Source organism: Nocardia sp. NPDC003693 (genome assembly GCF_053981095.1).
On sequence record NZ_JBSFNO010000003.1, the window covers coordinates 1 to 18,422 of the forward strand.

The window sequence follows — 18,422 nt, forward strand, 5'->3', positions numbered from 1 at the left end:
CGAACCGCTGCTTCACCGCTTCGAGCTTTCGGAAGCTGGTCTCGAGCTCCTGCATAACTTCGATGACCTCGTCCTTGCCCAACGAGTACATCGGTAATTCGAGCAGGTTTTCCACTGCGGCTGCGAGTGCTTTGGCACTCGTCGCGATGGTGGGTACCTCTCTCGAATCCATGCCTCTATTCTACGCCTTCATAGCAAGCATGAATAGCCCAATTCTATTGGGATACAACGCAATTCGGTCAATTCGCCGTCATATCCGTGCCATCGAATCAGCCGCACAGCCTATGCTCGGCGCATGTTCGAGGCCATGCTGTCTTTCGCCGTAGTAGCCGGGCTGCTGACCATCGTCCCCGGCCTGGATACCGCACTGGTCCTGCGCGCCGCAGTCACGAACGGCCGCCGCCACGCCTTCGCCACGGCGCTCGGGATCGGATCCGGCACCCTGGTGTGGGGCGCGGCCGCGGCGGCCGGCGTCTCGGTGCTCCTGACCGCCTCGGAGGTGGCGTACACCGCGCTGCGGATCGCGGGCGCGCTGTACCTGATGTGGATGGGCCTCACCATGATTCGCGCGGGCCTGCGCCGCCCGCCAATGGTCGCGAGCGATATCGGGGAAATGCCTAGAGGCATCTTCGCGGCATGGGCGCGCGGCCTCGGGACCAACCTCCTCAACCCGAAGGTCGGTGTCTTCTACGTGGCGATGTTGCCCCAGTTCCTCCCCGAGGGCGTATCCCCGCTCCTGATGGGCTGTCTGCTCGCCCTCCTGCACAACGCCGAGGGCATGCTCTGGTTCACCGCCATTATCGCCGCCGCGACCCTCGCGAGAAGCTGGCTCACCCGAGACGCGGTGCGCCGCAGCCTCGATGCCGTCACCGGCACGGTCGTCGTCGCCTTCGGTGTGAAGCTGGCCGCCACCGACCGGTGATCCGGACATCACCGGCGCGGGCAGAATGCGCAGCATGCGGATCACGACCTACGACACCCTCGACCCCGTCACCCGAGACCGGCTGAACACCAACACGGTGGCGCGTTTCGACGAGGTCGAGTCGCTGTGCGGCGTCCTGGACGCGATGGACGAACTGCGTGCCCGGTACGCCCCGGCCCGGCTGCTGTGCACCCTGGACGACAGGCATCAGTGCGGGTATACGAGCATGCACGCGTCCCTGGACGACCGGTTCACCATCGCGGACGACGAGTACGACGAGAACGATGTCGCCGCCGCGCACAGGGTCGACGACGCGAGGTCCGTCCACATCGCGAAAGTATTGGACGACAAACGATTCCGTGTTGACTGGGACGCGCTGGCCGCCGGGCCGCACGTGACCGAGCTCGACGTCGCGGCGCTCGTCGACATCAACGCCCGCTCCGGCGACATGATCGACGATGTCGTTCTGGTCCAGCGCGTGCCGGTCGATCGCGACGACCTGGCGCTCGCCGGAATTCCGAACGGCTACTTCGACGGTGACCGCGACACGTTCGAGAACCACGCCATCGTGCGCCGCCTGGCCCGCCACGGCTATCGCCACTTCGGAACCGGCGCGGCCCTTCTCGGCTTCGACCGCCCGGCCCCGCCCGACGACATCCCCGCACTCCTGGCCGACCTCATCCACCTGTTCGGCACCCCCGACTCGACCCGCTGGCAGGCCCTCGCCGAGTTGCTCGCAACCCGCCGCACCCTCCTGATCGGCTACACCGAGGACTTCTCCGACCTCATCGACCGCTGAGGGCGTCAGTGCCCCACGTGGCGCGTGCTGCGCGCCCGGGCGTCATCGTGCGCCGATCTCCGATCCGTTGACCGACACCGCTCGACCAGCGTCAGACCGCCGGCGCCGGGGTTCGATAGCCGACGCCCCCTCGACCGGCGTTCAGACCGCCCGCGCCGGTTCGCTTGCCGGCGCGGCCGGTTCGGGCGTCCCCAGCCGCGCGTCGACCACCAGCCCCACCAGCCCGAGGCCGAGACAGGCCGCGGTCAGGATCAACTGACCGGGCGAGGTCTCGGAGGTCAGCGCGTCACCGAGCAGAACGGTGCCGATCGTGCCGGGCAGGATCCCGACGAACGTGGCGGCGAGGTACGGCGTCATCCGAATCGACGACAGCGCCGCGCAATAGTTGACCACCGAGAACGGCGCCATCGCGATCAGCCGCAGCGACCCGATGGCCAGCCAGCCCCGGTGCGCCAGGCGGGCGTCGACGGACCGGACCATCGGGTGCGTCAGCCGGGCTCGGACTCGATCCCGGTCGAGCGCGCGAACCAGTAGCAGGGCCAGCACCGCGCTGACCGTCGTCGCGGTGACGGCCAGGGTGAGCCCGAGGACCGGGCCGAAGAGCATGCCCGCGCTGAGGGTGAATATGGTGCGCGGGATGGGAGCCACGCACAGCAGCGCGTGGACGGCGAAGAACACCAGCGGTAGCAGCGGGCCGACCGAATCGGCCCAGGTCCGGATCTGTTGCGGCGCGGGATGTGGCATCAGCGCCGCGGCGGCGAACAGCACGGCGAGACCGGCGATCAAGGCCAGTGTCTTGGGTTCGCGGAGGCGTCCGAGAAGGGTCCGCGGAGTTGTTGGCACCGCGCCAGGTTACCGGCTGGTAGCGAGACTCTGTGGACGGTATTGCCCAGGCTGCCGCTAGCATCAGGATGAAGACGAGGAATGCTCGTTAACCGAAACAACCGCTGAGCTGTATGAACGCGGCCCAAATCGGTCATTCGGTCAGTGAGTGGGAGAAGGAACAGCAGCTATGCCGATTGCTTCAGACCCGGACACCGATCCGGTGCCCGGGTACGCCGCCTGGCGCAAAGGCGTCGCCGGAGTGCTCGCCAAGGCCCGCCGGGTGGAGGCCTCTGAGCTTCCGGACGAGCCGGAGACGCTGCTCGCGGTCAAGACCTACGACGGCCTCACCGTCAACCCCCTCTACACCCGTCGTGACGAGCTGCCCGAGCAGCCGCTGCCGGGTGCCTTCCCGTACGTGCGCGGCGGCGACGCCACCCGCGACGTGCATCGCGGCTGGTTCGTCAGCCAGCGCTTCGAAGGCTCCGACGCCGCCATTGTCAACCAGCAGATCCTGCACGCGCTGGAAAACGGCGTAAGTGCGATCTGGCTGGGTGTGGCCGAGCGCGGTGTCCCGGTCGCCGACCTGCCTGCCGCACTGTCCGGCCTGCTGTTCGAGCTCGCCCCGCTGAGCATCGACGCCGGTCCCGCCGGGCTCGAGGCCGCGGCGCAGGTCTTCTCGGTCTTGGACGGCTATAACGTCCAGGACCGCAAGGGAATTCAGGTCGCCCTCGGCGCGACCCCGCTCACCAGCCTGTTCGCGGGCACCTCTGCCATCGACCTGGACGGCGCCATCGCGCTGGCCCAGCAGGCCGTGGCCCGCCCCGAGACGGTGCGCGCCATCACGGTGTCCGGCGAGGCCTTCCACAACGCCGGCGCCTCCGACGCCCAGGAACTCGGCGCGGCCGTGGCCGCCGGTCTCGAGTACCTGCGCTCGCTCACCGAGGCCGGCGCCGATATCGCGGACGCGCTGGGCCAGCTGGAGTTCCGCTTCGCGGCGACCGACGACCAGTTCGAGTCCATCGCGAAATTCCGTGCTGCCCGCCGTCTCTGGGCCCGCGTGGCCCAGGTCTGCGGCGCACCGGAATTCGGCAATGCCCCGCAGCACGCGGTCACCTCCGACGCGATGATGACCCAGCGCGACCCGTGGGTGAACATGCTGCGCACCACCCTGGCCGCCTTCGGCGCGGGTGTCGGTGGCGCGGACATCGTCACCGTGCGCCCGTTCGACTCCGCCCTGCCCGCGGGTGAACTCGGCGTCTCGCCCGCGTTCTCCGAGCGCATGGCGCGCAATACCCAGCTGCTGCTCCTGGAGGAGTCGCACCTGGGCCACGTCCAGGACCCGGGCGCCGGTTCCTGGTTCGTGGAGTCGCTCACCGCCGAACTCGCCGCCAAGGCATGGGATTTCATGCAGGAGCTCGAGGCCGCGGGCGGCTATCTGGCCGCCCTGCAGTCCGGCGTGCTCGCCGAGCGCATCGAGGCCACCCGCGCCAAGCGCGATTCCGATGTCGCACACCGCAAGACCGCCGTCACCGGCGTGAACGAGTTCCCGAACCTGAGTGAGGAGCCGCTCTCGGAGGCGGCCCGCATCCAGAGCCCGATCGCCCGCTACGGCGCGGCCTTCGAGGCCCTGCGCAACCGCTCGGACGCCTACCTGCTCGCCAACGGCGCACGCCCCAAGGCCCTGCTGGTGCCGCTGGGCCCGGTGGCCGAGCACAATGTGCGTGTCACCTTCTCCGCCAACGTGCTGGCCTCGGGCGGCATCGAGCCGATCAACCCCGGCGCGCTGGCGCAGGACGGAATCGGTGCGGCGGCAACCGAATCCGGCGCGACCGTCGCGGTGCTGTGTGGTTCGGACACCCGCTACGGCACCGATGCCGGCGCGGCCGTGGAAGCGCTGCGCGCCGCTGGCGTCACCACGGTGCTGCTGGCCGGACCGGAGAAGGCGGTCGCCGATGTGACCGGCCCGCAACGGCCGGACGGATTCCTGACGGCACGGATGGACGCGGTGACGACCCTGTCCGGCCTGCTGGAAACGCTGGGAGCATAACGATGAGCGATATCAAGCATCTGATCGGCAACTTCGCCGAGGTTCCGCTGGCCGACGCCGGCGCCGAGACCGCCCCGGTCGCGGCCGAGCAGGTCGAGGCGTTCGTCGCCGAGGCCGCCGCCGCGAATCACTATGCGCCCGAACAGCTCACCTGGGCCACGCCCGAGGGCATCGACGTCCCGCCGGTCTTCACCAAGGCCGACCGTGACGCCATCGTCGCCGAGGGCTACCCCCTGGACAGCGTCCCCGGTCTGGACCCGTTCCTGCGCGGCCCGTACCCGACCATGTACGTGAACCAGCCGTGGACGATTCGCCAGTACGCCGGCTTCTCCACCGCTGCGGACTCGAACGCCTTCTACCGCCGCAACCTGCAGTCCGGTCAGAAGGGCCTCTCGGTCGCCTTCGACCTGGCCACGCACCGCGGTTACGACTCCGATCACCCGCGCGTCACCGGTGACGTCGGCATGGCCGGCGTCGCCATCGACTCCATCCTGGACATGCGCGAGCTGTTCGATCAGATTCCGCTGGACCAGGTCTCGGTGTCGATGACCATGAACGGCGCCGTGCTGCCGATCCTGGCGCTCTACGTCGTGGCCGCCGAGGAGCAGGGCGTCAAGCCCGAGCAGCTGGCCGGAACCATTCAGAACGACATTCTGAAAGAGTTCATGGTCCGCAACACCTACATCTACCCGCCCAAGCCCTCGATGCGGATCATCTCCGACATCTTCGCCTTCACCTCCGCGAAGATGCCGAAGTTCAACTCGATCTCCATCTCCGGCTACCACATTCAGGAAGCGGGAGCCACCGCCGACCTGGAACTGGCGTACACCCTCGCCGACGGCGTGGAGTACATCCGCGCCGGTGTGGCCGCGGGCATGGAGGTCGACAAGTTCGCCCCGCGCCTGTCGTTCTTCTGGGCCATCGGCATGAACTTCTTCATGGAGGTCGCCAAACTCCGTGCGGGCCGCCTGCTCTGGAGCGAGCTGGTCGCCAAGTTCGAGCCCAAGAGCGCGAAATCGCTGTCCCTGCGCACCCATTCGCAGACCTCGGGCTGGTCGCTGACTGCGCAGGACGTGTTCAACAACGTCCCGCGCACCTGCGTGGAGGCCATGGCCGCCACCCAGGGCCACACCCAGTCGCTGCACACCAACGCCCTCGACGAGGCGCTGGCGCTGCCGACCGACTTCTCCGCCCGCATCGCCCGCAACACCCAGCTGCTCATCCAGCAGGAGTCCAACACCACGCGTCCGATCGACCCGTGGGGCGGCTCCTACTACGTGGAATGGCTGACCCACCAGCTCGCCGAGCGGGCCCGCGCCCACATCGCCGAGGTGGAGGCGCACGGCGGTATGGCACAGGCGATTTCGGAAGGCATTCCGAAGCTGCGCATCGAAGAGGCCGCCGCCCGCACCCAGGCGCGCATCGACACCGGCCAGCAGGCCGTGATCGGCGTCAACAAGTACCAGGCCGAGGAAGACCAGGCCATCGAGGTCCTAAAGGTCGAAAACTCGCGCGTGCGCGTGGAGCAGAACGAGAAGCTGGTGCGCCTGCGCGCCGAGCGCGATTCCGCCGAATGCGAACGGGCGCTGGCCGAACTGACCCGCGCGGCGGCCTCGTCCGAGGGCGGCATGGAGAACAACCTGATGGCCCTGGCCATCAACGCCGCCCGCGCCAAGGCCACCGTCGGTGAGATCTCCGACGCGCTGGAGAAGGTGTACGGTCGCCATCAGGCCGAAATCCGTACGCTCTCCGGCGTTTACCGTGAGGAAGCGGGCAAGGTGACCAACATCAGCAACGCGATCTCCCTCGTCGAGGAATTCGCCGAGGCCGAAGGCCGCCGGCCCCGCATCCTGGTCTGCAAGATGGGCCAGGACGGGCACGACCGCGGCCAGAAGGTCATCGCGACCGCCTTCGCCGACCTCGGCATGGACGTCGACGTGGGCCCGCTGTTCCAGACCCCCGAAGAGGTGGCCCAGCAGGCGGCGGACAACGACGTGCACATCGTCGGCGTCTCCTCGCTCGCGGCCGGTCACCTCACGCTGGTGCCCGCCCTCAAGCAGGCGCTGGCCGATGTCGGGCGTCCCGACATCATGGTCGTGGTCGGCGGCGTCATCCCGCCCGGCGACTTCGACGAGCTGTACCAGGCGGGCGCGGCCTCGATCTTCGCGCCGGGCACCGTCATCGCCGACGCCGCCATCGATCTGATCAAGAAGCTGGCCGACGCCCTGGGCCACGAGATCGGCAGCGGCGCGAGCGAATGAGCGACGCCGCACGCGGAACCGAGGGTGGCGCACTGCCCCCTCGGCTCGGCACCACCTCGGGTGTGTCCCTGACCGCCAACGGTCCCGCACCCGCGGCCCGGGGGACCAAACGGGTCATCGACGTCGACCAGCTGGCGGCCTCGGTGCGGGCGGGGGAGCGGGCCGGGCTCGCCCGGGCCATCACCCTGGTCGAATCGAGCCGCGGCGATCACCGCGAGCTGGCACAGCAGCTGCTGCTGCGGGTGACCCCCGATTCCGACGCCACGGTCTCGAATCGGGTCGGTATCACCGGTGTTCCGGGCGTCGGCAAGTCGACCTTCATCGACGCGCTGGGCATGAAGCTGCTCGGGCAGGGACACAAGGTCGCGGTGCTGGCGGTGGACCCGTCCTCCACCCGCACCGGCGGGTCGATCCTCGGTGACAAGACCCGGATGGCGCGGCTGTCCCTGGAACGGGACGCGTTCATCCGGCCGTCGCCGACCGCGGGGACGCTCGGCGGCGTGGCCAAGGCGACGCGCGAGACGATCGTGCTGCTCGAGGCCGCGGGCTACGACGTGATCCTGGTGGAGACCGTCGGCGTCGGCCAATCCGAGGTCACGGTCGCCAACATGGTCGACGTGTTCTGCTTCCTGACCCTCGCCCGCACCGGCGATCAGCTCCAGGGCATCAAGAAGGGCGTCCTCGAGCTCGCCGATCTGGTCGCGGTCAACAAGGCCGACGGCAAGCACGAGCTCGAAGCCAAGGCCGCGGCCCGGGAACTGGCCGGGGCCATGCGCCTGATCCATCCCCGCCAATCCCTGTGGCACCCACCGGTGCTCACCATGAGCGGGCTCGAAGGCGTCGGCCTGGACAAGTTCTGGGACACCGTCCTGGAACATCGCCGGGTGCTGACCGACGCCGGCGAGTTCGACGAGAAGCGCCGCCGCCAGCAGATCGACTGGACCTGGAACATGGTCCACGACAGCCTGCTCCGCCGCCTCTCGGACAACCCGGCGGTCAAATCCATTCGCACGCAGATCGAATCCCAGGTCCGCGCCGGTTCACTCACCCCGGCCCTGGCCGCCGAGGAACTGTTGCGCGCCTTCGACGGGGGCTGACGATCATCCGGCCCGGTGTTCTCGACGACGCGGAAGCGGTCGCCACGCTGCACACCCACAGCTGGCGCACCGCCTACGCGGGCATGCTGCCCGCCGCGTACCTGGACGGGGAGCTGTACGAGGAGCGCCTGGGCATCTGGCGGTCGCGCCTGAGCGCTCCGGCACCCGGCGCGGCCCTGTTCCTGATCGAGGACGAGTCCGGGCTCGAGGGCTTCGTCTACCTGACTCCCGAGCCCGCGGACCGGGTCCTGCTCGACAATCTGCACGTCCGGGCCACCGGCAAACGCCGGGGGACCGGCACCCGCCTGCTGCGCCACGCGATGAGCTGGACCGCCGAGAACTATCCCGGCCGCGCGATGTACCTCGAGGTGCTGGAGGCGAATACGCCCGCCATCGCCTTCTACGAACGCCACGGCGGCGCCCGCACCGCCCATCGCGTCACCGCGTGGCCCCAGGGCTTCTCGACCCCGGAGTTCGAATACACCTGGCCCGCAGCCGCCCTGGTGCCGAACGGCTCCGCCCGGTAGGGCGGGAACTGCGGTCCGGCAGCTGACTCGCAACCGCTCTCCGGCTGGACAACCCGCCGCCGTAGGACGGGATCTGCCGTCCGTCGGTCGCCGGAACGACCACGTAGGAATCGACCGCGAACGCTCGCCGCGCCGTTCAGCGGCGGCCGCGCAGTCCGCGCAGGATGCCGAGCAGGCGCGGTGCGACTACGGCGGCGGCCAGTGCGGCGACCGGGGCCGCCAGGTGCTCCCACCCGTGAATGCGGCGGAAGCGGGCCTGTCCGTCGCGGATCTCGATGTAGCCCAGCGGCCGGGCCTGAACGCCGCCGCCCACGGTGCCGGCGGCTCCGCCGAGGCCGAGCTGAACGTGGGCGACGGGGACGACGGTGATCCCCTCGGCGGTCACCGGTTCGCCGAAAACCGCTGACGCGCGGGCTCGTTCGCTCAGGAGATCGAGGAGTGGATCCACCTCGGGCGGCGGTGCCGCGCGGTCGGGGTCCGTGATCGTGGCCGGCTCCACGGCCGCGGAGTGCGGTGTTGCCGGAACGCCGGTCGTCGCACCAGAACCCGTGGTGCCGAAGCACTCGAGCGACGGCTCCGGTGCGGAGGCGAGTGTCGCCGCCGGGTCCGACCGGTGTGCCGGTGGTACGTCCGGTCCGTTCATGTCGATCGTCCTTCCGCTGGGTGAATCGCTCCGGTGCCAGGCTATCCGGCGTTGTCACGGGCGACGGTGGTCCTGCGGTAGCCCCGGAGCTCAGCTGTCGAGAACCACGATCCGGGTTCCGCTGCCGAGCAGCGTGCTCGCGGTGAGCCCGCACATGGTGTGGAACGCGTCGCTGAAGTGCGACGGGCTGGCGAAACCGGATTCGACTGCCGCCGTGGTGAAGTCACTGCCCTTCGAGACCAGCGTGCCGACGTTCACCATCCGCGCCCACAGGCGGTACCTGCGGAAGCTGGTGCCGGCCTGGGCCGAGAACAGGTGCAGGAAACGGGAAGTCGACAGGTGGGCGGCCGTGGCCAGCTCCCCGGCGGTGACGGTGGCGGCGGGATTCGCGCGCACGGCGGCGATGGCGTCGGCGATACGCGGGTCGATCGGCTCGTGCGCCGTCCCGGACGCGAGGTCCAGAAGCCGAAGCGGATCCGGGTCGGTCGTGCCGCCCAGGTCGATCAACTCCGCCTCGGCCGCGTGGGTGTAGCCGATGCCCGCGTCGTACGCGGTCATGCGTTCGGTGCAACTTCGCGCGCGTGGTGAGCTCGGGTCGAAGTAGCAGAACAGCATTCGCTCGCCCCGCGCGACGACCCGATGGGTCCGCCGGGGCGGGATCAGCGCGCTGCGCACGGTCCGCTCCCCGAACTCGTTCGCCCACAGCGTGAACGGGCCGTCGACCCCGACCGCCAGGCATTGCACCGACCCGAAGTGCGCGTCCAGTCGCAGCGACACGCCCAGATACGCGGCGTACCCGGTGCCGAGCCACAGCGTCGATCCCGTCGCGGGACAGCAGGATTCTGGAAGCACGTCGGTGTCCACCCTCGCCATGCTTACACGACTACTCGAACTGCGGAAAGGCAAGTCCCATGCTGCTGGAATCGATCGCCGCGGTGCTCCTGATCCTGGTCGGCCTCCTGCACCTGGTCCCCGGCACGGTGGCGCTGTCGGCGAACCGGGCCCGCGCCGCCTACGGCGTCACCGTCGACGGCCCCGATCTCGCGGTCCTGCTCCGCCACCGCGCGATCCTGCTCGCTCTGGTCGGCGCGGGCCTGATCGTCGCCGCGTTCGCCGAGCCCGTCCGCGCCCCCGCCCTGACCGCCGCGGTGGTCAGCCTGGTGAGCTTCATCGTGATCGCCACCACGACCGGCACCCTGAACTCCAAAACCCGCCGGGTCCTGAGCCTCGACATCGCGGCCCTGGGGGCGCTGGCGATCGCGATCGTCCTGTACCTGATCGAACGCTGACCGGGAAATTCGGTGGCTTGTCCCGGCAGCGGTACGCGAGACTGATCCGGCCCCGATGCCGGATCGTCTAATCGGCAGGACTTCTGATTTTGGTTCAGGAAGGTGCAGGTTCGAATCCTGCTCCGGCAGCATCGGGTGCGAGAACTTGTTCCTCTTGGTAACGATTCCGTGTCGGAAACAGACGTAGTGGGCGTTGGGGGCGGCGAAGATCGCGGTCCGTCGGGGACACCACTTGCGACGACGAGCCGACCAGGCCCGTGGACGGGACGAACTGTTCGATGAAACTGACCGCGCTAGGCACCATCGCTCGGCGAAGCACCGTGGCCGCTCTCAGCGTCGCGCTGTCCGGAGCGCTGCTCAGCGGCACCGGATCGGCCGCGCCGGAGAAGGCCTCGGAGATCACCTCGCTGGTCAAGGACGGGCGCACCTGGCATCTGAAGGTCTACTCGGCGGCGATGGACAAGGACATCACCGTCGACGTGCAGCGGCCCGCCGACGAGTCGGTGCCCGCGCCGAACCTCTACATGCTCAACGGCCTGGACGGCGGTGAGGGCACCGCGAACTGGAAGGCCCAGACCGACGCCATCGACTGGCTGGCCGACAAGCCGGTCAACGTCATCCAGCCCATCGGCGGCTTCGCCAGCTACTACACCGACTGGCAGCGGCCCGATCCCCGGCTCGGCACCAACAAGTGGAAGACGTTCTTCACCGAGGAACTGCCCCCGCTGCTGGACAAGGCGCTCGGCTCGACCGGCCTCAACGCGCTCACCGGCCTCTCGACGTCGGGCACCTCGGTCCTGCAGCTCGCCGAGGCCAAGCCCGGCCTGTGGAAGTCGGTCGCGGCGTACAGCGGCTGCGCGCAGATCGCGGATCCCGTCGGGCAGCAGTACGTCAAGCTCTCGGTCGGTCGCGGCGGCGGCGACACCGTCAACATGTACGGGCCGGACAACGACCCGCGCTGGGCGGAGAACGATCCCGTCATCCACGCGGAGAAGCTGCGCGGCACCCTGCTGTACATCTCCTCCGGCAGTGGCATCCCGCTGATCGAGGACGTGCAGTGGTACCTCAACAGCGCGGAGGGCTCGGACGGCGCGGGCAGCCTCGCGCTCGGGGTGATCATCGAGGCCGCGGTCAACGGCTGCACGGTCAACCTGAAGAACAAGCTCGACTCCCTCGGCATCCCGGCGACCTACCAGTTCAACCCGGTCGGCACGCACTACTGGCCGTATTGGGAACAGGCACTGCACGAGTCGTGGCCGCTGCTGGCGCAGGGCATGGGCCTGCGGGGCTGACCCATCGTGGTACCGCCCGGCGCTGATCGCGTCGCGGTGTCGCCGGGCCGGGGCAGTGGCCCGCACTGCTGACGCCTACCGCGTCGCGGTACCGGCCGGGACCCGATCGAGTCGCGGCCGCCGGGCCGGGGCAGCGCACGCAAGGCGTACTGCGCTCGCAGTACTACCCGGGACCGATGTTCGAGGTCGCCGCACCCGTTAGGGTCGGCGACTGTGATCGTTTCCGAAGGCAAGGCCCCGTCGGACGCCGCGTCGGTGTCGACCGGCACCGGGTGCGAACGGGTCTGGGGCCCGCCCATTTTCGTGCTGGGCGGGCTGCAACTGCTCGTGGTCCTGGACGGCACGGTGGTCGCGCTGGCCCTGCCGCAGGTGCGGTCGGCGCTCAAACTGTCCGAGGCGGATGGGAATTGGATCATCACCGCCTACGTCCTGGCCTTCGGCGGTCTCATGCTGCTGGGCGGACGGCTCGGCGACACCTTCGGGCGCAAGCGGGTCTTCACCGCGGGTGTCGCGTTCTTCACCCTGGCCTCACTGCTGTGCGGAATCGCCTGGGATCCGGCGGTACTCATCGCCGGGCGGGCGCTGCAGGGAGTGGCAGCGGCCATCGCCGCGCCCACCGCGATGGCCCTGGTCGCCACCACGTACGCACCGGGTAAGGCACGCAGTCAGGCGTTCGCGTTCTACGCCGCGGTGACCGGCATCGGCTCGGTCATCGGGCTCGTCGCCGGCGGCGTGCTCACCGAGCTGTCCTGGCGCCTCATCTTCCTGATCAACGTTCCGGTCGGGGTGCTGGTGACGCTCGGCGCGATCCGCTGGCTCAACGAATCTCGCGGCGCGCGTACGGCTCTCGACGTGAGTGGTGCCGTGCTGGGCACGGTCGGGGTCACCCTGGCCGTGTACGCCATCAACGCGGGCCCCGGCGGCTGGACCCGTCCGGCGGTGCTCGCCCCTGCCGCAGTGGCGGTGGCGGCACTGGTCGCGTTCGTCGTCGTGGAACGGCGGGCCGCCAACCCGCTGCTGCCCTTCGCGCTGTTCCGCAATCCCAGCCGCGTCGCCGCGCTGACCGCCATGGCCTTCGCCGGGGCGATCATGATGTGCCTGGCGGTGTTCATCTCCCTGTATCTGCAAGGGGTGCTGAGCTATTCGCCGCTGCAGGCCGGAATGGCCGTGATTCCCTTCGCCGTCGGCCTGGCGCTCGCCGCGACGGTGTCCGCGCGCCTGGCCCTGCGGGTGCAGCCGCGCTGGCTGGTCGTCGCCGGCGGGATGATCATTCTGCTCGGCTGCCTGTACGCCGCGCACATCGTCGGACAGCAGCCCGCCTACTTCCCGGCCATCGCGATCCCGGTGCTCGTCATCGGTTTCGGGTTCGGCTTCGCCACCATTCCCCTGACCCTGTCGGTCATCGCGGGCGTCGGCGAGTCGGAGATCGGCCCGCTCACCGCGCTGGCGCAGGTGGTGCCGAACCTCGGCGGCGCGCTCGGACTGGTCGCGGTCGGCGCGCTGGTCACCTCTCGAATCCAGGCCGAGGGCGGCACCACCGACCCGGCCGCCCCGCTGACCGCGCTGCAATCCGAGGCGCTCGCGAGTGGGTACGGTGTCGCGTTCGTGAGCTGTGCCGTCATCGCCCTGCTGGCGGGCGTCGCGGTGCTGTTCATGCGCTTCACACCGGCCGACGTGGCCGAGGGTCGGGCCGCCCAGGAAGCCGCGCACGCCGGACTCTGAGCGCGGCAGACCAGGTCTCGACCACGGCCTGGTCAGGGCTGTTCGACCGGAGGGTTCAACCGGTACCCGCTGCGGCCTCGCGGCGCGTGCGCATCGCGCTCGATCCCTACCGCGGATCCTGGCGGCGGCCCGGCACGCTGTTCGTCGGCTGCTCGACCATCGACGTCGGCGATGCTCCGGCCGCAGCCCAACTCACTGCGGCGGTGGGACACCGCGCCCTGGACGCCCCGGTCTCCGGCGGCGTCGCGGCCGGGAAACCGGCGGAGCGCCACCTGGGCGGTGTCGTAGTTCGTCAACCCTGCGGCCGGGTCGGGATTGTTGCTCCGCCGGCGTCAACTCGTCATGGTCGGCGCGATCACCCACCGTCGCGGCCGGTGCCGCGCACGTCCGTCCACGAGGCGAGTGTGCCCCAGCGGCGGTAATGTCGATCTCCCATGAGCGATGGTCTGGTCCGCCTGCTACCCGGGCTCGCGCAGTTCCGCGGCTACCGGCCGGTCTGGCTGCGCTCGGACATCCTGGCGGGTGTCACTGTCGCGGCCTATCTCGTGCCGCAGGTGATGGCCTACGCGACGCTCGCCGGACTGCCCGCGGTCGCCGGGCTTTGGGCCGTACTCGGCCCGCTCACCGTCTACGTGCTGCTCGGCACGTCTCGTCGCCTGTCCGTGGGACCCGAGTCCACCACCGCCCTGATGACCGCGGTGGCCCTGGCTCCGCTCGCGGCCGGAGATCCCGGTCGCTACGCGGCGCTGGCCGCCGTGCTCGCGCTGCTGGTCGGCGTCATCTGTGTGCTCGGGGCGTTCGCCCGGCTCGGCGTGCTGGCCGAGCTGCTGTCGAAACCGGTGCTGGTGGGCTATCTCGCGGGCACCGCCGGAATCATGATCGCGGGTCAGCTCGGCCGGGTCACCGAAGTGCCGGTCGATGGGGAAACCATCCCCGCCCAAGTGGTCTCGTTCGCGTCCAACCTCGGCGACCTGCACTGGCCCACCACGATTTTCGCGGCCTGCGTACTCGTCGCGCTGCTGGCACTGTCGCACTGGCTGCCGAAAGTGCCGGGGCCGCTGCTGGTCGTGCTGCTCGCGACCGCGGTGGTGGCCGTGTTCTCGTTACGCGACAACGGAATCGAGGTCATCGGGTCGGTTCCGGCGGGGCTGCCCATCCCGGGTATTCCATCGGTGCCGCTCGCCGATGTGGCGGTATTGCTGCTGCCCGCGCTCGGCATCGCACTGGTCGGTTTCTCCGACAACGCGCTCACCGCACGCGCTTTCGCGGCCCGGCACGGGGAGCGGATCGACGCCAACCGCGAACTGGGCGCGCTCGGTGCGACGAATCTGGCGGCCGGTCTGTCCCAGGGTTTTCCGGTCAGCTGCAGCGGCAGCCGCACCACGATCGCCGATGCCGCCGGCGCCCGCACCCAGCTCTATTCGCTGGTCACCCTGCTCACCGTGGTGGTCGTGCTGTTCGGCGCGCGCGACATCCTGGCGGCCTTCCCGACGGCGGCCCTGGGCGCGCTGGTCATCTATGCCGCGCTGCGCCTGATAGATGTCCCCGAATTCCGGCGTATCGCTCGTTTTCGGCGTAGCGAACTGCTGCTCGCGGTGAGCACCACCGCCGCGGTGCTGGTGCTGGGCGTGCTCAACGGCGTTCTCATCGCGATCGCCCTGTCGATTCTGGACCTGCTGCGCCGGGTGGCCCGCGGCCACGACGCGATCCTGGGTTTCGTCCCGGGGCTGGCGGGGATGCACGACGTGGACGACTACGACGACGCGGAACCCGTTCCGGGCCTGGTCGTCTACCGCTACGACGCGCCGCTGTGCTTCGCCAACGCCGAGGATTTCCGCCGCCGCGCGCTGGCGGCCGTGGAGCATTCGGCCACACCGTCCGCGCCGGTCCGCTGGTTCGTGCTCAACGCCGAGGCGAACGTGGAGGTCGATCTCACGGCCCTGGACGCGGTCGATCAGCTGCGCGCCGAATTGGATTCTCGTCACGTGGTTTTCGCGATGGCACGGGTTAAACAGGATCTGCGGCGGGCCTTGGACGCCTCCGGCCTGACCGATCGCATCGGACCCGAGCGGCTGTACCCGACGCTGCCGACCGCGCTCGCGGCGTTCCGGGCCGACGGTGGTTCCGATGACACCGTTCTCCCGTAGACCGGTCGGTTGCTCAGGTCTGTTGTGCCGACGGCCCGCAGGCGTGCGATGATGTCGCTCCCGGGAGCGAAAAGCGCTGCGGGTGAGTGATATTCGAGGGGGTGGGCGGCTGTGCCAGGGTGTGACATGACCCGAGTGATGAGCATCATGTTCATGTACATGAGCAAATGGGGCATTTTGCCGCCGATGTCGCTGCGCAAGTAGGCGCGGCGCTCACTCGGTCCGCGCGGTGCGCAGTTTCGACGCGAGCACGGCGGCCTGGGTGCGGCGTTCCATGCCGAGTTTGGCCAGCAGCCGTGAGACGTAGTTCTTGACGGTCTTCTCGGCCAGGAACATGCGCTCGGCGATCTGACGATTGGTCAGACCGTCGCCGAGCAGATCCAGCAGGCGGCGCTCCTGGTCGGTCAATCCGGCCAGGGGTCCGTCGGGTTCGGTGCTGCGGCGCAGGCGTTCCATGAGGGCCGCGGCCGCGCGATTGTCCAGCAGCGACCGCCCCGCCCCGACCTCCTTGATGGCCCGGGCCAGTTCCATACCCTTGATGTCCTTGACCACGTACCCGCTGGCCCCGGCCAGGATCGCGTCCATCATGGCCTGCTCGTCGGTGAACGAGGTCAGGATCAGACAGCGCAGATCGTCGAGTTTGTCGAGCAGTTCCCGGCACAGCTCGATGCCGTTGCCGTCGGGCAGGCGCACGTCGAGCACCGCCACATCCGGGCGCAGCGCCGGGATGCGGGCCAGGGCCTGCGCCACGTCCCCGGCCTCCCCGACCACCTTCAGTTCGGGATCACCCTCGAGCAGATCGATCAGCCCGCGACGCACGATCTCGTGGTCGTCGACGAGGAAGACATTGATCATGGCCGTCCCATCCCTAGGAGGTGCTCTGCTCAACCTAGCGCGCGCGAGCGCCGCTGGGGATGGCCCAAAGTCCCTTATTCGATACCGAATATCCGCGCGGCGTTGTCGTGGCAGACCTGCCGCAGCCAGTCGTCGCCCAGATTCAGGCGCTCGAGCGCGTACAGCGCGTGCCCGTACGCGTACGGGATGTTGGGGAAGTCGCTGCCGAACAGGATGCGATCACCGAAGTACCGCAGGCGGCCGCGTTCTGCGGCGGGGAACGGGTCCTGCGACTCGAAGAAATCGGTGAAGTTCATGGTGGTGTCGAGCAGTACCCCGTCGTGCGCCTTGGCGATGTCGAGGAACTCGGTGTACTCGGGCGCGCCCATGTGCGCGATGATCAGGCGCAGTCGCGGAAAGCGCCGCAGCAGTTCGGCGATCGGCTCCGGACCGGTGAATCGCCCGGCGGCCGGACCGGATCCGCAGTGGATGAGCACCGTCACCCCGGCGTCCTGGATGAGCCCCCAGACCTCGGTGAGCAACGGATCACCGGGATGGAACGAGCCGACCTGGATGTGCACCTTGAAGATTCGCGCCCCGGACGCGAGCGCCTCGGCCACGTACGCGGGCGCCCCGGGCTCGGGGTAGAAGGTCGCGGTGTGCAGGCAGTCGGGTGTGCGGGCCGCGAAATCGGCCGCCCACGCGTTGAGCCAGGCCGCCATGTCGGGCTTGTGCGGATACACCAGCGAGGTGAAGGCCCGGACCCCGAACCCGCGCAGGGTGCGCAGTCGCTCCTGCTCATCGGTGCGATAGGCGATCGGCCACTGTCGCCCGACCAGCGGTCCGGCCGAATCGAAGTAGCCCCACACCTTGTCCAGCACCCGTTCAGGCATGAAATGGGTGTGGATGTCGATCAGCGCGTCCAGCCCCAGTCGTTCGCGGAACCCGGTCACGTACTCGAGATCGCCGGTCATCGCGCGCCCTCCGGGTACACCGCGCGGGCGAAGTCGCCCACGCGCCCGATGAGCCGTTCGAAGAACAGCGCGGGATCGGTGCCGATCACGATGTCCGCGTTGGGTTCCCGGCCCCACATGCCCGCCCAGTCCGCGACGGTGGTCGCCCGGGTGATCGTCCCGGCCAGTTCGACGTCCACCGTGGCGGGCCGGGTGCGAGCCAGGTCCGGGTCTAGGGCGACCGCGGCGGCGAAGGGATCGTGCATGTGCGCCAGGTATCCCTGGTCGTACAGGCGGTGGAAGTCGAAGTAGAAGCGCACCGCGTCGACGCAGTACCGCACGATGGGATTGCTCGCCGCCGAACGCACTTCGGGTCCGTCCGCTTCGGACACCAGCTCCACCGGCACGCTGTGCGCCCGTTCGGCAAGCAGCACAAGATGTTCGGGCTTCATCTCGATCGTCTCGGTGATGTCCAGCGCACACACCAGCGGCCGCCGATCCGCGGGCGCGGCGGAGAAGGCGTCGAAGACCTCCTTGGCCGCTTCCGGATCCACGTGCACGTTCCACTCGTTGGTCGGGGTGGTGTTGCCCGGGTGGTTGAACGCCCCGCCCATGATCACCAGCCGGCGCAGCAGGCGCGGCAGGTCGGGTTCGATCCGCAGGGCCAGTGCGAGATTGGTGAGCGGGCCGGTGCACAGTCCCACGATCTCGCCGGGATGGGCCCGGACCAGCTCGACCCACAGCCGCGCGGCGTCGCGCTCGGACACCGACCGGGTCGACGCGGGGAGTTCGGCGTACCCGATGCCCTGCGGACCGTGGGTGTCCTCGGTGGTGCGCAACGGGATCGCCAGCGGTTCGGCCGCCCCGAGCGCCACCTCGATCTCCGGGGCACGGCACACCTCGAGCCACGCCAGGTTGTTCGCCGCCACCTGTTTCGCCGGTACGTTGCCCGCGGTGGCGGCGATGCCGATGATCTCGGCCTCGGGGGAGGCCAGCAGATAGAGCAGGGCCAGTGAGTCGTCGATACCGGTGTCGACGTCCATGATGATCTTCTGCCGCACCAG

General features: G+C 69.4%; 17 protein-coding genes and 1 tRNA gene. 12 read left to right on the plus strand and 6 right to left on the minus strand.

Annotated features, from left to right (window positions below):
• Positions 1 to 295 precede the first annotated feature (295 nt).
• Together ACWDOP_RS05410 and ACWDOP_RS05415 are read left to right on the plus strand one after the other, a co-directional pair.
• Positions 296 to 922 (plus strand): LysE family translocator, encoded by a 627-nt coding sequence (locus ACWDOP_RS05410; protein ID WP_456344057.1) that lies wholly within the window; start codon positions 296 to 298, stop codon positions 920 to 922.
• 34 nt (positions 923 to 956) lie between these two features.
• Complete coding sequence (locus ACWDOP_RS05415) at positions 957 to 1,721, plus strand: hypothetical protein (protein ID WP_456344058.1); 765 nt, start codon at positions 957 to 959, stop codon at positions 1,719 to 1,721.
• Between the two features lie 141 nt (positions 1,722 to 1,862).
• Here the strand turns inward: ACWDOP_RS05415 and ACWDOP_RS05420 are convergent, their stop codons facing one another.
• Positions 1,863 to 2,564, minus strand: coding sequence for a TVP38/TMEM64 family protein (locus ACWDOP_RS05420; RefSeq protein WP_456344059.1), 702 nt, complete (start codon positions 2,562 to 2,564; stop codon positions 1,863 to 1,865).
• A 169-nt stretch (positions 2,565 to 2,733) separates the two neighbouring features.
• Between ACWDOP_RS05420 and ACWDOP_RS05425 the strand changes: the two genes are divergently transcribed.
• The 4 genes from ACWDOP_RS05425 (at position 2,734) to ACWDOP_RS05440 (ending at position 8,478) form a co-directional block, all read left to right on the plus strand.
• A complete protein-coding gene (locus ACWDOP_RS05425; protein WP_456344060.1) occupies positions 2,734 to 4,593 on the plus strand; it encodes a methylmalonyl-CoA mutase family protein in 1,860 nt (619 codons plus the stop codon).
• 2 nt (positions 4,594 to 4,595) lie between these two features.
• Positions 4,596 to 6,854, plus strand: coding sequence for a methylmalonyl-CoA mutase (gene scpA / locus ACWDOP_RS05430; RefSeq protein WP_454204228.1), 2,259 nt, complete (start codon positions 4,596 to 4,598; stop codon positions 6,852 to 6,854).
• Entirely contained in the window at positions 6,851 to 7,951 is a 1,101-nt protein-coding gene (meaB, locus tag ACWDOP_RS05435) for a methylmalonyl Co-A mutase-associated GTPase MeaB (RefSeq protein ID WP_456344061.1), read from the plus strand. Before scpA ends, meaB begins: the two co-directional genes overlap by 4 nt.
• A gap of 83 nt (positions 7,952 to 8,034) precedes the next feature.
• Complete coding sequence (locus ACWDOP_RS05440) at positions 8,035 to 8,478, plus strand: GNAT family N-acetyltransferase (RefSeq protein WP_456344062.1); 444 nt, start codon at positions 8,035 to 8,037, stop codon at positions 8,476 to 8,478.
• 136 nt (positions 8,479 to 8,614) lie between these two features.
• On the opposite strand, the gene ACWDOP_RS05445 is transcribed toward ACWDOP_RS05440, so the two are convergent.
• Positions 8,615 to 9,121 carry a hypothetical protein gene (locus ACWDOP_RS05445; RefSeq protein WP_456344063.1) on the minus strand — a complete coding sequence of 169 codons (507 nt, stop codon included), beginning with the start codon at positions 9,119 to 9,121 and terminating at the stop codon, positions 8,615 to 8,617.
• 90 nt (positions 9,122 to 9,211) lie between these two features.
• On the minus strand, positions 9,212 to 9,994 hold the full coding sequence (locus tag ACWDOP_RS05450) for a helix-turn-helix domain-containing protein (RefSeq protein ID WP_456344064.1): 783 nt from the start codon (positions 9,992 to 9,994) through the stop codon (positions 9,212 to 9,214).
• Between the two features lie 38 nt (positions 9,995 to 10,032).
• On the opposite strand from ACWDOP_RS05450, the gene ACWDOP_RS05455 reads away from it, so the two are divergent.
• The 6 genes from ACWDOP_RS05455 (at position 10,033) to ACWDOP_RS05480 (ending at position 15,571) form a co-directional block, all read left to right on the plus strand.
• Positions 10,033 to 10,410 (plus strand): hypothetical protein, encoded by a 378-nt coding sequence (locus ACWDOP_RS05455; RefSeq protein ID WP_456344065.1) that lies wholly within the window; start codon positions 10,033 to 10,035, stop codon positions 10,408 to 10,410.
• Between the two features lie 56 nt (positions 10,411 to 10,466).
• Positions 10,467 to 10,539, plus strand: a tRNA-Gln gene (locus tag ACWDOP_RS05460).
• Positions 10,540 to 10,688: 149 nt separating this feature from the next.
• Positions 10,689 to 11,702 (plus strand): alpha/beta hydrolase, encoded by a 1,014-nt coding sequence (locus tag ACWDOP_RS05465; RefSeq protein WP_456344066.1) that lies wholly within the window; start codon positions 10,689 to 10,691, stop codon positions 11,700 to 11,702.
• A 213-nt stretch (positions 11,703 to 11,915) separates the two neighbouring features.
• Entirely contained in the window at positions 11,916 to 13,424 is a 1,509-nt protein-coding gene (locus ACWDOP_RS05470; protein ID WP_456344067.1) for an MFS transporter, read from the plus strand.
• Positions 13,425 to 13,510: 86 nt separating this feature from the next.
• Positions 13,511 to 13,846: an NAD(P)-binding domain-containing protein gene (locus tag ACWDOP_RS05475; protein WP_456344068.1), complete on the plus strand. Its 336-nt coding sequence runs from the start codon at positions 13,511 to 13,513 to the stop codon at positions 13,844 to 13,846.
• Between the two features lie 12 nt (positions 13,847 to 13,858).
• Positions 13,859 to 15,571: a SulP family inorganic anion transporter gene (locus ACWDOP_RS05480; RefSeq protein WP_456344069.1), complete on the plus strand. Its 1,713-nt coding sequence runs from the start codon at positions 13,859 to 13,861 to the stop codon at positions 15,569 to 15,571.
• 213 nt (positions 15,572 to 15,784) lie between these two features.
• On the opposite strand, the gene ACWDOP_RS05485 is transcribed toward ACWDOP_RS05480, so the two are convergent.
• The 3 genes from ACWDOP_RS05485 to ACWDOP_RS05495 form a co-directional block, all read right to left on the minus strand.
• A complete protein-coding gene (locus ACWDOP_RS05485; RefSeq protein WP_354985556.1) occupies positions 15,785 to 16,426 on the minus strand; it encodes a response regulator transcription factor in 642 nt (213 codons plus the stop codon).
• Positions 16,427 to 16,500: 74 nt separating this feature from the next.
• The gene (locus ACWDOP_RS05490) at positions 16,501 to 17,379 is read right to left on the minus strand and encodes an amidohydrolase family protein (RefSeq protein WP_456344070.1); all 879 of its coding nucleotides are present in this window, start codon (positions 17,377 to 17,379) and stop codon (positions 16,501 to 16,503) included.
• Complete coding sequence (locus tag ACWDOP_RS05495) at positions 17,376 to 18,401, minus strand: nucleoside hydrolase (RefSeq protein WP_456344280.1); 1,026 nt, start codon at positions 18,399 to 18,401, stop codon at positions 17,376 to 17,378. The genes ACWDOP_RS05490 and ACWDOP_RS05495 overlap by 4 nt, the downstream gene beginning before the upstream one ends.
• Between the last annotated feature and the right edge of the window lie 21 nt (positions 18,402 to 18,422).